This is a genomic window from Terribacillus saccharophilus, assembly GCF_046592595.1.
GTDB lineage: Bacteria > Bacillota > Bacilli > Bacillales > Amphibacillaceae > Terribacillus > Terribacillus saccharophilus_C.
On the sequence record NZ_JAWVPF010000003.1, the window covers coordinates 1 to 14,571 of the forward strand.

At 45.2% G+C, this 14,571-nt stretch carries 14 protein-coding genes; all 14 read right to left on the reverse strand.

The window, feature by feature from the left end:
* Positions 1–17 precede the first annotated feature (17 nt).
* Positions 18–950, reverse strand: coding sequence for a DMT family transporter (locus SFC25_RS04925; RefSeq protein WP_411214218.1), 933 nt, complete (start codon positions 948–950; stop codon positions 18–20).
* Positions 951–1,246: 296 nt separating this feature from the next.
* On the reverse strand, positions 1,247–2,035 hold the full coding sequence (gene spo0A / locus SFC25_RS04930; RefSeq protein WP_411214219.1) for a sporulation transcription factor Spo0A: 789 nt from the start codon (positions 2,033–2,035) through the stop codon (positions 1,247–1,249).
* Between the two features lie 241 nt (positions 2,036–2,276).
* The gene (gene spoIVB / locus SFC25_RS04935) at positions 2,277–3,542 is read right to left on the reverse strand and encodes a SpoIVB peptidase (RefSeq protein WP_411214220.1); all 1,266 of its coding nucleotides are present in this window, start codon (positions 3,540–3,542) and stop codon (positions 2,277–2,279) included.
* A gap of 158 nt (positions 3,543–3,700) precedes the next feature.
* Positions 3,701–5,425, reverse strand: a complete 1,725-nt coding sequence (gene recN, locus SFC25_RS04940; protein ID WP_411214221.1) for a DNA repair protein RecN — start codon at positions 5,423–5,425, stop codon at positions 3,701–3,703.
* Positions 5,426–5,449: 24 nt separating this feature from the next.
* On the reverse strand, positions 5,450–5,899 hold the full coding sequence (gene ahrC, locus SFC25_RS04945) for a transcriptional regulator AhrC/ArgR (protein WP_038561172.1): 450 nt from the start codon (positions 5,897–5,899) through the stop codon (positions 5,450–5,452).
* Positions 5,892–6,749 (reverse strand): TlyA family RNA methyltransferase, encoded by an 858-nt coding sequence (locus SFC25_RS04950; protein WP_411214222.1) that lies wholly within the window; start codon positions 6,747–6,749, stop codon positions 5,892–5,894. The genes ahrC and SFC25_RS04950 overlap by 8 nt, the downstream gene beginning before the upstream one ends.
* 4 nt (positions 6,750–6,753) lie before the next feature.
* Complete coding sequence (dxs, locus tag SFC25_RS04955; protein ID WP_411214223.1) at positions 6,754–8,649, reverse strand: 1-deoxy-D-xylulose-5-phosphate synthase; 1,896 nt, start codon at positions 8,647–8,649, stop codon at positions 6,754–6,756.
* A 288-nt stretch (positions 8,650–8,937) separates the two neighbouring features.
* The gene (locus SFC25_RS04960) at positions 8,938–9,825 is read right to left on the reverse strand and encodes a polyprenyl synthetase family protein (RefSeq protein ID WP_411214224.1); all 888 of its coding nucleotides are present in this window, start codon (positions 9,823–9,825) and stop codon (positions 8,938–8,940) included.
* Entirely contained in the window at positions 9,826–10,059 is a 234-nt protein-coding gene (locus SFC25_RS04965) for an exodeoxyribonuclease VII small subunit (protein WP_411214225.1), read from the reverse strand.
* Complete coding sequence (gene xseA, locus SFC25_RS04970; RefSeq protein ID WP_411214226.1) at positions 10,052–11,398, reverse strand: exodeoxyribonuclease VII large subunit; 1,347 nt, start codon at positions 11,396–11,398, stop codon at positions 10,052–10,054. The genes SFC25_RS04965 and xseA overlap by 8 nt, the downstream gene beginning before the upstream one ends.
* 14 nt (positions 11,399–11,412) lie before the next feature.
* Complete coding sequence (gene folD, locus SFC25_RS04975; RefSeq protein ID WP_411214227.1) at positions 11,413–12,273, reverse strand: bifunctional methylenetetrahydrofolate dehydrogenase/methenyltetrahydrofolate cyclohydrolase FolD; 861 nt, start codon at positions 12,271–12,273, stop codon at positions 11,413–11,415.
* A gap of 14 nt (positions 12,274–12,287) precedes the next feature.
* Positions 12,288–12,671 (reverse strand): transcription antitermination factor NusB, encoded by a 384-nt coding sequence (gene nusB / locus SFC25_RS04980; protein ID WP_038561192.1) that lies wholly within the window; start codon positions 12,669–12,671, stop codon positions 12,288–12,290.
* Positions 12,672–12,794: 123 nt separating this feature from the next.
* A complete protein-coding gene (locus tag SFC25_RS04985; RefSeq protein ID WP_174416613.1) occupies positions 12,795–13,184 on the reverse strand; it encodes an Asp23/Gls24 family envelope stress response protein in 390 nt (129 codons plus the stop codon).
* A 23-nt stretch (positions 13,185–13,207) separates the two neighbouring features.
* Positions 13,208–14,557: an acetyl-CoA carboxylase biotin carboxylase subunit gene (gene accC, locus SFC25_RS04990; protein WP_411214228.1), complete on the reverse strand. Its 1,350-nt coding sequence runs from the start codon at positions 14,555–14,557 to the stop codon at positions 13,208–13,210.
* Positions 14,558–14,571: the final 14 nt, after the last annotated feature.

The window sequence follows — 14,571 nt, forward strand, 5'->3', positions numbered from 1 at the left end:
TGACAATTTCTCTTGCATTAAAACATCCTAATTAAAATTACGCCTGCCAAGATCAGTACAAGACCAACTATTTGTATAAAATCAATCTGAGCTTTATAAGAACCCATCAATCCCAGACGCTGAATTAGCAAGCTTCCTGCAATCTGTCCAAACAAGACTAAGACAACCGTTTGCCCTGTTCCCACTTGTCCTACTAAATAAATGTTAATCAGGACATATGCTGCCCCTAAAAAGCCACCTAGCCAGACCCACCATGGTGCATGCTGCTTTATCGGATTTCTTATACCTATAAAAGTTCGTTCTTTTAAGGCGACTACAATAATCAATGTCAGTGCGCCGATGAAGAAAGAGACAAAAGCCGCTTGTAAAGAGGATTGTAAAACAATGCCCAACTGGCCATTAATCGCAACTTGTGTTGACATCAGCATCCCTGACCCTATTCCGACTAGACGCCAAATCCATAAATTAAGATTCTTTTCACTCGTTTTTTCTCGTCTTAGTCTAACTTCCTGTATAGCAATTGCAAGAAAAACACCAATTATGACTAAAGCTATTCCTATTACCCGATACATATCAAATGGTTCCTTCATAGAATGGAACCATCCAAAATTATCAATCAGCATTCCCATGATAATTTGTCCTAGAATCGGCATTATGGCAGTTTGAACACTCCCCAATTTAGGGAATAACAAAATGTTGACAGTCAGAAAAATGACACCAAGAACACCACCAAGCCAAATCCAAGCTGGCTGTTGAGAGATGAATCCCCATGATAATCCAAGCGGAGAACCTGTTAACAACGTTATAACGGCTAAAGATAGAGCCCCAATCACGAACGAGATCATGGAAGCCAGATACGGAGAGATAACAAACTTTCTCAACTGCGAATTCACAGCTGTTTGAAATGATAGTCCCGTACCAATTAAAATTCCTATTAATGCAGTAATCATAAATTTTTACTCCTCAAGAAAATTATTTTATCACTTTTTCTGACAAAATAAGGAGGAGGCAGTGTGTTGCAGCACTTGTTCTTCGTATGTATCTTCCTCTCCTTGATGATAGTCCTATTGTATACCCTTGGAATAGCTGTTAGTCAAGCATCGCAGGTAGTATAACACAAAATAAAAAACGCCTCGCTTATCGGCGATCGATAAACAGAAGCGTTAAACCTGCAGATATTGAATTAAAAGAAGTTAAGCAAACCTAACTTCGGTCTGCTGGATATTACGATCAATCCAATTCAGCATCAACTGGCACGGTGCTCAAGCCGCAGGCGATCTGCCACCATAGCAATGAACTCGGAGTTTGTCGGCTTCGCTTTGGAAATGCTGACTGTGTAACCGAACAGGGAGGAAATGCTATCCATATTTCCACGGTTCCAAGCTACTTCGATAGCATGGCGGATTGCTCTTTCCACTCGTGATGCTGTTGTATTGTACGTTTTAGCAATGTCTGGATAAAGAACCTTGGTAATGGAGCCGAGCAAGTCAATATCATTATAGACCATTGTAATTGCTTCACGCAGGTACATATAACCCTTGATGTGTGCCGGCACACCGATTTCGTGGATGATATTGGTGATACTCGCTTCCAGATTCGGTTTTTTATCGCGTTTTTTCTCTTTTGTTACGCGAATTGGACTTGACTCGTAGCTTCCACCGTGTCCGCTTACCTGACGTATCTGTGCTGCCAGGTTCTCAAGATCGAAGGGCTTAAGGATGAAATAAGCAGCACCAAGGTCGACTGCTTTCTTTGTTACTTCTTCCTGACCGAAAGCCGTCAGCATGATCACATGCGGCATCGGTGCGGTTGTTCTCTCTCTTAATGTACGAAGAACCGCCAATCCATCGACATGTGGCATGATGATGTCGAGTACGACGACATCCGGCTGGATATCTTCCAGCATATCTAAACAATCTTTTCCATTATAAGCTGTTCCTATTACCTCTATATCGGATTGGTCTTCAAAATATTCCTCCATAAGCTGCACTAGCTCTCGATTGTCATCGACCAAAACTGCTTTTATCTTATCCATTCCCAGCTTCCTCCCTTAATATCCCTTATGATTCCACGTTATAGTTTCGACACATCAAGGTCAATTCCTGCCAAATTGAAAAAAACCTCGCTTTTATTTCCAGACGATGAAATCCTGCCCATCATTCGACAGCATACGACTCGTCGCGTTCCGAACAAGTGTTTCTTGTCTTTACAGTATACCGTATGACTTGAAAAAGAAAAAGACAATCCTATTCGTAAACGAACAGGAATTGCCTTTATCAGCTTGCTTTTTTATCGCTTTTGTAAATGTCGATGCCTGCTTCCTGAAGCATCCATTCGATGTGCACACCATAGCCTGACGTCGGATCATTGACGAATACGTGTGTAACGGCACCAATTAGCTTGCCATCCTGGATGATCGGACTTCCGCTCATCCCTTGGACGATACCACCAGTTTTAGCAAGCAGCCGCTTGTCTGTAACCTTGATGATCATGCCTTTAGTTGCGGGATGATCCTGCGGAACGCTGTTGACGATTTCCACATCGAACTCTTCAATCTTTTCGCCATCCACAACAGTACGAATAACTGCCGGTCCTTTTTTAACATCCTCACTTAAAGCAATTGGCAGTGCTTTTTCTTCCTCATTTTGACGCATATCACTTTCCAGTTTGCCAAAAATACCAAAAGGGCTGTTTTTCGTGATGTTTCCGATATGATTGCGGTTCATACTGAATTCAGCGAGTTTTTCCCCAGGTTTGCCGTTGTTTCCTTTTTGAATGCTCGTAACATTAGATCTGACGATTGTACCATCATGAATCTCAATTGGCTTTTGGGTATCCATATCTGATATGACATGGCCCAATGCACCGTAGTTCTTTGATGCTGGATCATAAAATGTCATCGTACCGATACCAGCTGCTGAATCACGGATATAGAGACCCATACGATACTGTTTATCCTTATCATCCAGTGCAGGGTTAAGCTCAGTAGTCAAAACTTGGCTGCCGCGTTTCACTTCAATGCTGACAGGCTTACCTGCTTTACCAGCTTTTTCGATCAACGGAGCAACTTCTTCCATCCTGTGGATTTCTTTCTCATCGATTTTCAAGAGAATATCCCCAGTATAGATAGCCGCATCTTCTCCAGGAGATACACTTGCTTCTGCAGTTCTAACTTGGTGATGACCGACTACAAGAACACCTAATGTATGAAGCTTTACTCCAACTGAATGTCCTCCAGGAACAATACGGATATCTGACAATACATCAACAGATACCTTTTTGACAGGTATACTGCCTACCGTATAGACAAGGTCTTGCTTGCCTGTTGACTGGCCCTTAAAAGCGTCTTGGTCAATGGCTTCAACAGCCTCTCTGTCACCAAAGGCCGGGAGAGCATCAGAAGGATCGTTATTTGAAAACAAAGTCAATGTTTTGGGTATGCTCAAAAAGGACTGTACTGGATTTGTCAATGGTGCGGCTAATACTAGAGCCAGCAGACAAAGACCAATGGCGATGCGCAGTGCTGCTACCTTATTCTTCATTTTCTCATCTCCTAGAAGTCCTACCCCACAGCAGTTCATGCTTGTTTATGTACTTCTAGTTTGACTTTCACGAGGGCTTTTTAAACCCAGAAAACATCAGAAAAAGCGCCTATCTTTTCCTTATTTATAAATAAAAAATCCTGCCGCGTATGGCAGGATCATGATTGTTTGTATTGCCCAGCAAGTGTTATCAGTTCCCTTGCATGTTCTTTGGTCTTTTCAGTAAGTACAGTCCCGGTCATCATTCTGCTGATTTCCTCTACTGCAGTGTCCTGGCCAAGCTCTGTCACCGAGGTGTGCGTACTGTTGTTTTCTACATGCTTCTCAATTAACAAATGTGTATCCGCCATGGAAGCCACCTGCGGCAAATGCGTAATACACAATACCTGTGACCCTACAGAGATACCATAAATCTTCTCTCCTATCGCCTGGGCAACACGGCCGCTGACGCCAGTATCCACTTCATCAAAAATGACACTGGTCACTCCTTGATGCCTTGAGAAAATACGCTTCAGCGCTAGCATGATACGAGATAATTCCCCTCCTGAAGCCACTTTATGCAGCTCCTTCAAAGGCTCTCCCGGGTTGGTGGAGATATGAAATGTGATTGCGTCAAAACCATCCGCAGTCAACTGGACAGGCTTGCCATTCAATTCCGGATCACCAGAATTACCAGCCTTTAGCTGCACATCCACATGGAAACGAGCTTTCTCCAAATACAGATCCTTCAACTCATCATGAATAGCCTCTGTTAGCTGGACTGCAGCTTGCACACGCAAATCATGAAGCTGTTTTGCCTCCAGCATTGTATCTTCACCAAGATCCGCAATCTGCTGCTCCAATTGATGGATATGGGAGTCGCGGTTTTGAATCTGATCGATCTCATCCTCTATACTTGCTGCATATTCCAAAATCTCTTCTACCGATTGTCCGTATTTCTTTTTCAATCTGTTTATTTCATTCAATCGCATTTCAATTTCATTCAATCGTTCTGGATTATAAGAAAGCGAATCAAGCTGGCTGCTCAGCTGGAATGTAAGATCCTCCATCAGATAATATTGTTCACTGACCATCTGATGATGCTTTTGGATATCCTCATCATAAGAACTAGCTGATTCAAGACTAGCCAAAGCATGACCTACCCAGTCCAAGCCTTTCTGCTCGCCGTAAAGCGCGTTATAAGCATCATGGAGCGCTTGATAAATCCGTTCGTAATTCATCAGTTTTGTGCGCTCTTCTGTAAGCTGTTCGTCTTCACCAGGCTGAAGCGCCGCTTCTTTCAATTCGTTGTATTGAAATTTAAGCAGATCAAGACGCTGGGCCATTTCCTGTTCATTCGTATTCCATTCTTTATAACGTTTCTTCAATTTTTGAAGTTCTTTGAATTGAAGTGTATAGGCTTCTTTTGCCTTGCCGATCGCTTCTGCATCGTACAAATCCAATAACTCGATATGCTTATCCGCATCCATCAAGGATTGGGTTTCGTGCTGTGTATGGATATCGATCAATGTTTTTCCGAATTCACGCAATATAGCTAAAGTCACGAGCTTGCCATTCACACGGCAGATACTTTTCCCGCTTGTCGTCATGGTACGCTCCATCACTACCATTCCATCATCGATTTCCACACCAAATTGCTCACCAACAGCATAAATAGGGTGATCGGTTGAATCAATGATAAAAAGACCTTCCAGCTCTGCTTTTTTCTGACCGTGTCGGATGAATTCAACTGAACCTCTTCCTCCGCTCAGCAGCTGGACTGCATCGATGACAATAGACTTACCTGCTCCTGTTTCTCCAGTCAGCACAGTAAGCCCTTCTTTAAAATGAATCCGTATATGGTCAATAATTGCAAAATCCTTAATCGAAAGTTCTGTAAGCATGGTATCCCCTCATTTCACTTCCGTTTACAGCATGGCCAGCAGTTTATCTTTCACAAATTCTGTATCAGCCTCTGTACGGCAAATGATCAGAATCGTGTCATCCCCACTGATTGTACCGAGAATTTCATCCCAATCCAGGTTATCCAAAAGTACAGCAAGCGCGTTGCCATTACCTGGGAGTGTTTTAAGTACAATAAAGTGACTTGTCGTATCGATACTCACAAAAGCATCCATGATAAGACGCTTTAGTTTTTCAAGCGGATTGAATCGATTGTCTGCAGGCAAGCTGTATTTGTAAGCTCCTTCAAAGGTAGGAACTTTGACAAGGTGCAATTCCTTGATATCACGGGAAACGGTAGCCTGTGTCACATTGAACCCTAAATCCTTCAGATGATCCACCAGCTCGTCCTGTGTTTCAATATCGTTGTTTGTGATTAACTCACGAATTTTGATATGACGTTGAATTTTACTCATTGTCTTCCTCCATCGCTTCCTCCGACACGCCTTTTTTCGCACTTAATTGCTGATGCGCATCGTCGACGACTGATTTAATCGCTTCCGTATCAGGGAAATCCGCAGCAGTATCTTTGCCCCAAGCTAAATGAGCCAGGAATTCGATATTGCCGTCTCCTCCTGTTATTGGCGAAAAAGTCAGTCCTTCATACTGAAAACCGAGTGATTCACTGAATTTCAGTGTATCCTCCAGTACTTCAAAATGTACTTTCCGATCTCGTACGATTCCTTTCCTGCCTACTTGCTCACGTCCTGCTTCGAACTGCGGTTTAATCAGCGCGACAACATCGCTTACTGGTGCCAATATTTCCTTCAACGCAGGCAAAATTAATCGCAGAGAAATGAAAGACACATCGATTGACGCAAAATTCGGCAGTCCTTCTGTCATCATATCAGGCGTGACATAACGGAAGTTTGTCCTTTCCATTACAACGACACGCGGATCATTCCGAAGCTTCCAATCGAGCTGATTATACCCAACGTCGATTGCATAACTGCGAGCCGCACCACGCTGCAAGGCACAATCAGTAAATCCGCCAGTCGAGGAGCCAATATCAACCATGGTCCGGCCTTCGACATCGATTTCGAAATAATCCAAGGCTTTCTCCAACTTCAAGCCGCCGCGACCTACATAAGGAATGACTTTGCCTTTCACAGTAAGATCAGCAGTTTCGTCAACCTTCATACCAGGTTTATCAAGACGATCCTGACCGGAATATACTAGGCCGGCCATGATCGTCCGTTTTGCTTTTTCTCTTGTTTCTATAAGTCCCCTCTCTACGAGGAGCACATCCAATCTCACTTTTGCCATCCACTCAAGCCCTTTGCTCTTCATTCATTCTAACTATTTTACGGATTCTGTCGATTGCATTATCTTTTGTTAATCCAACTTCCTCCATCTGTTCCGACACACTGCCATGTTCAACGAAGTAGTCAGGTATACCCATCCGTTTGACTGAAGCCGCATCATAGCCATTTTCCTCTGCGAATTCCATTACTCCGCTGCCGAAACCGCCCTTCAATGCTGCTTCTTCTATTGTCAGAATCGGCAAATCGGAAGCAAAGATGTCATGCAGCATCGCTTCATCCATTGGTTTGATAAAACGCGCATTTACAACACGGACAGAAATACCATCCGCAGCAAGTGACTCACTTGCATCCATTGCAAGCGGAATTGTCGTCCCAAATGTCAGGATGACAGCATCCGTACCTTCTTTTAGCACTTCCCAGCTGCCGATCGGCAATGCATACGTTTCCTCATCCACAGGAACACCGAGTGCATTTCCGCGAGGATAACGCAAAGCAATCGGACCGTCTTCGTGCGCCAAAGCAGTATGAACCATGTGCTGCGCTTCATTTTCATCTTTGGGCATCATGATCGTGAAATTAGGCATTGCTCGCAGGAATGAGATATCGTACACACCTTGATGCGTCTCTCCATCAGCTCCTACAAAACCTGCACGGTCAATTCCGACAAAGACATTGAGGTTTTGTCTTGCTATGTCATGAAGCAGCTGATCGTAAGCACGCTGCAGGAAAGTGGAATAAATGGCCAGGAAAGGTTTTACACCTTGTGTTGCCATACCGGCGGCCATGGTTGTGGCGTGCTGTTCTGCTATCCCGACATCAAATAGACGATCTGGCATTTCTTGTTTGAAGTTTTCCAGCTTCGAACCGAGGATCATGGCCGGTGTAATGACTGCAATCCGTTTATCCGTACGCGCTTTCTCAAGAACTGCTTCACTGATAACCTTACTCCAAGCAGGTGCGGTAGCAGAACTTTTGATCTTTTCTCCGGATTCGATCTTATATGGTCCAACACCATGCCAATTGTCAGTTTTATCACTTTCAGCGGGATGATACCCTTTTCCTTTTTGGGTAACAACATGGATGATCTTCGGTCCTTTTGTCTTTTTAGCATAGTTGATTGCTTCTTCAAGATCTTGGAAGTTATGGCCGTCAACAGGACCGAAATAGGTGAAGCCAAGTTCTTCGAAGAACATTCCAGGGACCATGAAATACTTCATGCTGTCCTTCATTCGTTCCGCAGCAGTAGCAAGTTTACCGCCTACAGCAGGAATTTTTTTGAGCAGCGTTTCCATTTCATCTTTCGCACGCTTGTATTTACCCGCACTGCGCATTCTCCCCAAAACATGATGCAGCGCACCGACGTTATTCGCGATAGACATTTCATTGTCATTAAGGATGACGGTGATGTTCTTTTTCTCATCGCCGATATTATTCAGCGCTTCCAATGCCATCCCGCCTGTGAGGGCGCCATCCCCAATGATTGGCAGGACCTCATAATCCTCTTCCAACATATCCCGAGCCGCTGCCATTCCCATTGCAGCAGAAAGTGACGTTGAACTGTGTCCTGTCTCCCATACATCATGCTCACTCTCGATCCGTTTCGGGAAGCCGCACATGCCTTTATATTGGCGCAGTGTTTCAAAGTCAGCGGTTCTGCCGGTCAATATCTTGTGAATATAAGCTTGATGCCCTACATCCCAGATAAATTTATCCTGCGGACTATTGAAAGCTTTATGCAGTGCTAGCGTGAGTTCCACGACACCTAGGTTCGCTCCAAGATGTCCTCCTGTGACGGACAGCTTTTCAATCAGAAATGTCCGGATGCCAGCTGCAAGTTCGTTTAGCTCCTTATTAGACATTTCCTTTAAGAATGCCGGGTTCTTAATTGCTGTTAAATCCATATAACCTTCCCCTTTTGTCACCGGCCTGATCAGCCTGACAGCATAGTATGAATAGGTACATTTCTGCGCCGGACGAAGAAATCAATCCTGTAGGTTTATACCCTGTTTCTATCTCTCCTACATCAATTTCAGACAATTTCTGCACTTCGGCCGTGCAGGAGCCTATTTAAAAAGAGCCGCTAGCACATATGTGATAACGGCGTTTTCTATGTTCGTACGTATCAGTTCTGTCCTATATTCCTAGTAGCAATATATCACAGTTGGCTAGCAGCTTACAATCAATAACAGTCAGCTCGTCCTTCTGCTCAGATAAACGGTAAGCTCATGCAATCTGGAATCCTTGATTTCTGCCTGTTCCAGACATTGGTGTGCGAGGTTGACGTATTTGTCCATCTGCGCCTTCGCTCCGTCAAGTCCAAGCAGCTTTGGATATGTGCTTTTCTTATTTTCTTCATCACTGCCGACCGGTTTTCCGAGGACAGATGCGTCCCCTGTGACATCCAGAATATCATCCTGCACCTGGAAAATCAGACCGATGTAGGTGCCGAACTGTTTCATCAGCTCCAGCGTCTCCGGCTTCACCCCAGCTAAATAGGCACCGGCGACTATTGCATATGTTAATAACTTACCCGTTTTTAGATTATGTATTTGCTCTAATTCATGAAGCGTACTTTCTTTGTCTTCTGCTTCCATATCCAGAGCTTGTCCAGCAATCATGCCAGCCGGCCCTGCAGCCTCCGACAAATAAGACATCAGATAGACCTTATCTTCCGGCTCCATCCCAGGGGCTTGACCGATTACGGAGAAACTTCTTGTAAGAAGTGCATCACCCGCAAGTATCGCTGTTGCTTCCCCAAATTTCTTATGGTTTGTCAACTGCCCGCGGCGGTAATCATCATCATCCATCGCAGGCAGATCATCATGAATCAAAGAGTAGGTGTGTACCATTTCAAGCGCAGCAGCGACTGGAAGGACTTTGTCACCACTTCCGCCGAAAGATTCGAATGCTGCCCGCATAAGGATCGGACGCAGCCGCTTGCCTCCCGCTCGCATGCTGTATAAAACAGATTCTGCCAAGGAGTCTGGGAGCATGTTGTCATTTTCTAGCATACGCATCATGTACGCATTCAGCTGCTGCTGCTCTGCTTTCAAATATTCCTGCAACGATTCACTCACTTATTCTTCCTCCTGTACAGTGAATGGCTCGGTTTCGCCGGCATTATTCACGATTTCCACCATTTGCTTTTCGACTTGTTCGAGCTTATCGCCGCAGATCTTGGAAAGCTTCATACCTTCTTGGTAATAGCCGATCGCTTGCTCAAGCGGTACATCCCCTTGCTCGAGCTTGTTCACTATTTCCTCCAGCTGCTGCATCGCTTCTTCAAAGCTCTGTTTTTTCTCCTCAGCCATTTGTATCCTCCTTTACTTCCTTGACGATACAGTCTAACGTGCCATCCTCCAGATGGATTTGCACATCATCGCCCTTAGTAACCTGATTCACGCTCTTAAGAAGGGTATCTTGTTTGTATGAGATACTATATCCCCGCTTCATCGTTTCCAATGGATTCAATAAAGAAAGCTTATTGATCTGATGGTGAAACTTCTGCTGTTCTCTCTCATGTTTCTTCTCCATCGCTTGCTTCAGTCTGGCTTGCAAAGCAGTCAGCTGCTGACTGTGATTTTGCACTTGTTTTCCTGGATGAACTAGGGCAAGGCGGTTGACCAATGAGGTGAATTGCTGCTGTCTTGCTGCCACAGCTGCAGTCCCTGCTCTGCTTAGTCGGTCGGAAAGCTTATCCAGCTCTATTTCCTTCTGCCTGAGAAGCTGCTCTGGGTAGCGGAACGCATAAGAATTACGGAGCTTGGCCAATCGGTTTGCTTCTTGACTGTAGCCCTGACGGACAACATAATGCATCCTGTTTGAGAGCTGCGCTAAACGATGCAGCAGTTCTTCACGGGCTGGAACGGCCAATTCAGCTGCACCGGTCGGAGTAGCTGCTCTGACATCGGCAACGAAATCACTGATGGTAAAGTCCGTTTCATGGCCGACTGCGGAAATGATCGGGATGCTTACCCTGTGGATAGCACGTGCCACGATTTCTTCATTGAAGCTCCACAGCTCTTCGATCGAGCCGCCGCCCCTTCCGATAATCAGCACGTCAAAATCATGTTCTTCCGCATAAGAGAGAGCCTGTACAAGTGAAGGAGCTGAACGATCACCTTGAACCGAGACAGGCAGGACCGTCACTTTTACTATCGGATAACGCCTTCTGATCGTCGTCAGAATATCCCTTACGGCAGCACCGGTCGGGGATGTGATGACACCTATATGCTCCGGATATGCCGGGAGCGGTTTCTTATGGGCTTGTGAAAATAAACCTTCTCTTTCCAGCTTCTCTTTCAGCTGTTCATAAGCTTGATACAGCGCCCCTACTCCATCTGGCTCCATATGCTGAATATAAAGCTGATATTGGCCCTGGGGCTCATATAAGCCGATTTCTCCGCGGATCAAAACGGTCATCCCATTCTCAGGGACAAATTTCATTCCTTTATTTTGACTTGAGAACATAACGGACTGGATCCGTGCTCCGTCATCCTTTAACGTCATATACATATGACCGCGACTGTGATGCTTGAAGTTTGATATTTCAGCTCGCAGCCAAATATCCTTCAAATGCTTGTCCGTTTCCAGCTTGCGCTTCATATAGCGGGTCAAAGCAGTCACGGTCAAATAACGGTCGTCACTCATACTTGTCCTGCTCCTTACACAACCGCTGCTGCTTGGCGTCTGGCTGCTTTGATCGTATTAAGCATCAGCATGGTAATTGTCATTGGGCCTACACCGCCCGGCACTGGTGTGATGATGGAGGCAACTTCCTTTGCATGTTCAAAATCGACATCTCCTGTCAGCTTGCCTGCCGCATTCCTGTTCACACCTACATCAATCACGATGGCGCCTTCTTTGATATCCTCGGCTTTGATCATATGCTCACGTCCAACAGCCACAACAAGGATATCAGCTTGCTTCGTGAAGCTTCTAAGATCCGTAGTGCGGGAATGTGTATGGATAACTGTTGCATGCTCATTCAAAAGCAGCTGACCGATCGGCTTGCCGACAATATTGCTCCGGCCGACGATGACAGCGGTTTTACCTGCAATCTCAACATCTTTCGACTTTAGCATTTGAATGATTCCGTACGGTGTACATGGATAGTATGTATCTTCACCAAGCATCATTTTCCCAACATTGGCCGGATGGAAGCCATCTACATCTTTTTCCGGATCAATGCTGTTGATGACAGCTTGTTCGTCGATATGAGCAGGAAGAGGCAATTGGACAAGGATGCCATTTACACTTGCATCCAAGTTCAGCCGCTGAATAAGGTCCAAAAGCTCTGTCTGGGTCGTCGCACTTGGCAGCTCAATCAAATCGGAACTGATACCAATTTCAGCTGAAGCTTTTTCTTTCCCTTTAACATATGATCTGGAGGCAGGATCGTCTCCGACTAAGACAACGGTCAGATGAGGCAGAATATCTTGTTCTTTCAGTGCTGCTGCTTCTTGTTTCAGTTCTTCCCGAATCGTTGCTGCAAGTTCTTTTCCGTAGATTAATTCTGCTGTCATGCTCATCCGCTCCCTTATTTTTTAATTATTCTTGATAGTACGCCGTTAACGAATTTGCCCGATTTTTCATCCCCGAAAAGATTCGAAATCTCGATTGCTTCGTTGATGACTACGCCTTGTGGTACATCTGAGTGATGGAGAAGCTCATAAACTGCGATTCGCAATGCAGTCTTCTCCACACTTGCTAGCCGATCGAATGACCAATTCTCCAAATGCTCGGCAATTTTTGCATCGATTGCAGCTTTATGCTCGATTACGCCATTGATAAGACTAGCCAAAAAAGCATTCTGCAACGGCTCTCCTAATACATTTTCCACAGCCTCTTCTGGCTGAATATCATTCATGTCCATCTGGAAGAGGACTTGGAAGGCAGTTTCCCGTGCCGTACGTCGTTTCATATTCTATCTCCTTTTAACTCATCTCATCAAATCATAACATGATATATAGGCTTAAATCTATCTTTGAACAAAAGAAAAGACCTCAGGGCCGAACCAGCCAAGGTCTTTTCCAGCGAAAACAATCTACTCGACAGTGTCCGCTTTTTGATCGAGTTGTATACCTACTATATGGACATTGATCTCTTTGGTCGCAAGTGCGGTCATCGTCTGCAGCGCCTGGCGGATATGCTGCTGGATATCTTTGGCTACCTCGGGCATTCTGCAATCGGCACTGACTGTGATAAAAACGTCGATTGCCACTCCCTGTTCCGTAAGTTCAACCTTTACGCCTTTGCCGTGTGCCTTCTTGCCAAGCTTCTCTGCCACACCCGTGGCAAATCCGCCCCGCATTGCCATAACACCCTTCACTTCACTTGCTGCAATTCCTGCTATCACCTCAATTACAGCAGGTGAAAGCATGACATTGCCAAGTGCTCCTTTATGACCGATCGATACAAAGGATTGCTCTTGCAAAGATCTCACATCCTTTCGGTTATTTACTCCATTATTGTGTAGTTCTCAAGGAAATTCGTGTTGAAGTCCCCTTCTACAAATACCGGATGCTCCATCATACGGGAATGGAACGGAATCGTCGTATGCACACCTTCCACTGCAAATTCACTTAAAGCGCGCTTCATGCGGGCAATTGCTTCCTCACGTGTTTTACCGTACGTGATCAGCTTCGCAACCATACTGTCATAGAATGGCGGAATAGCATAGCCCTGATAAGCAGCACCGTCCACACGTACACCTAAACCGCCTGGTGCAAGGTAAAGATCAATCTTACCTGGTGAAGGCATGAAGTTTTTGAATGGATTCTCTGCGTTGATACGGCATTCCATAGCCCATCCGTTGAACGTGATATCTTCCTGCGCATAATGCAATGGCTCATTATTGGCAATATGGATTTGTTCCTTTATCAAGTCGACACCTGTCACTAGCTCCGTAACTGGGTGCTCCACTTGAATACGTGTATTCATTTCCATGAAATAGAATGTGTGATCTTTTCGGTCAAAAATGAATTCGATTGTACCAGCACCGGAATAATCAACCGCAAGTGCTGCTTTCACTGCTGCTTCACCCATTTTTGCACGGATCTCCGGTGAAACTGCCGGCGAAGGAGATTCTTCGATCAGCTTTTGCATTCGGCGCTGTACTGTACAGTCACGTTCGCCAAGATGAATCGCATTGCCATGGTTATCCGCAAGCACCTGGATTTCCACATGACGGAAATCTTCTATGTACTTCTCTAAATAGACACCAGGATTACCGAAAGCTGTTGCCGCTTCCTGCTGTGTTACGCTGATTCCTTTTACAAGCTCTTCTTCTGTGCGGGCGATCCGGATACCTTTACCGCCGCCGCCTGCTGTCGCTTTGATAATTACTGGATAGCCGATCTCTTCTGCGACTTGCTTGCCTTCTTCGGCGTCTGCAACGATACCATTTGAACCGGGTACGACTGGAACACCAGCTTCGCGCATCGTCTCACGAGCAACGTCTTTTGTTCCCATTTTATTGATTGCATATGCACTAGGACCGACGAACGTGATGTTACATTCGGCACATAGCTCTGCAAAATCCGGATTCTCTGCGAGGAATCCATACCCCGGGTGAATTGCATCGACACCAGTCAGTGTCGCTACACTGATGATATTCGAGAAATTCAAATAACTTTCTTTACTTGGTGCCGGACCGACACAATATGCTTCGTCAGCCAGCTGTACATGCAATGCTTCTTTGTCTGCTTCCGAATAGATTGCCACCGTTTCGATATCCATCTCTTTGCAGGCACGGATTATCCGGACAGCAATCTCACCTCGATTGGCAATCAGTAGTTTCTTAATCACAACGAGTCAACCCC

Excerpts from the sequence above, each read along its gene's own strand:
- SFC25_RS04925 (WP_411214218.1), bottom strand. The coding sequence starts at position 950 with ATGATTACTGCATTAATAGGAATTTTAATTGGTACGGGACTATCATTT.
- dxs (WP_411214223.1), bottom strand. The coding sequence starts at position 8,649 with ATGGATTTAACAGCAATTAAGAACCCGGCATTCTTAAAGGAAATGTCT.
- ahrC (WP_038561172.1), bottom strand. The coding sequence starts at position 5,899 with ATGAGTAAAATTCAACGTCATATCAAAATTCGTGAGTTAATCACAAAC.
- SFC25_RS04950 (WP_411214222.1), bottom strand. The coding sequence starts at position 6,749 with ATGGCAAAAGTGAGATTGGATGTGCTCCTCGTAGAGAGGGGACTTATA.
- xseA (WP_411214226.1), bottom strand. The coding sequence starts at position 11,398 with ATGAGTGACGACCGTTATTTGACCGTGACTGCTTTGACCCGCTATATG.
- folD (WP_411214227.1), bottom strand. The coding sequence starts at position 12,273 with ATGACAGCAGAATTAATCTACGGAAAAGAACTTGCAGCAACGATTCGG.
- nusB (WP_038561192.1), bottom strand. The coding sequence starts at position 12,671 with ATGAAACGACGTACGGCACGGGAAACTGCCTTCCAAGTCCTCTTCCAG.
- spoIVB (WP_411214220.1), bottom strand. The coding sequence starts at position 3,542 with ATGAAGAATAAGGTAGCAGCACTGCGCATCGCCATTGGTCTTTGTCTG.
- spo0A (WP_411214219.1), bottom strand. The coding sequence starts at position 2,035 with ATGGATAAGATAAAAGCAGTTTTGGTCGATGACAATCGAGAGCTAGTG.
- SFC25_RS04965 (WP_411214225.1), bottom strand. The coding sequence starts at position 10,059 with ATGGCTGAGGAGAAAAAACAGAGCTTTGAAGAAGCGATGCAGCAGCTG.
- recN (WP_411214221.1), bottom strand. The coding sequence starts at position 5,425 with ATGCTTACAGAACTTTCGATTAAGGATTTTGCAATTATTGACCATATA.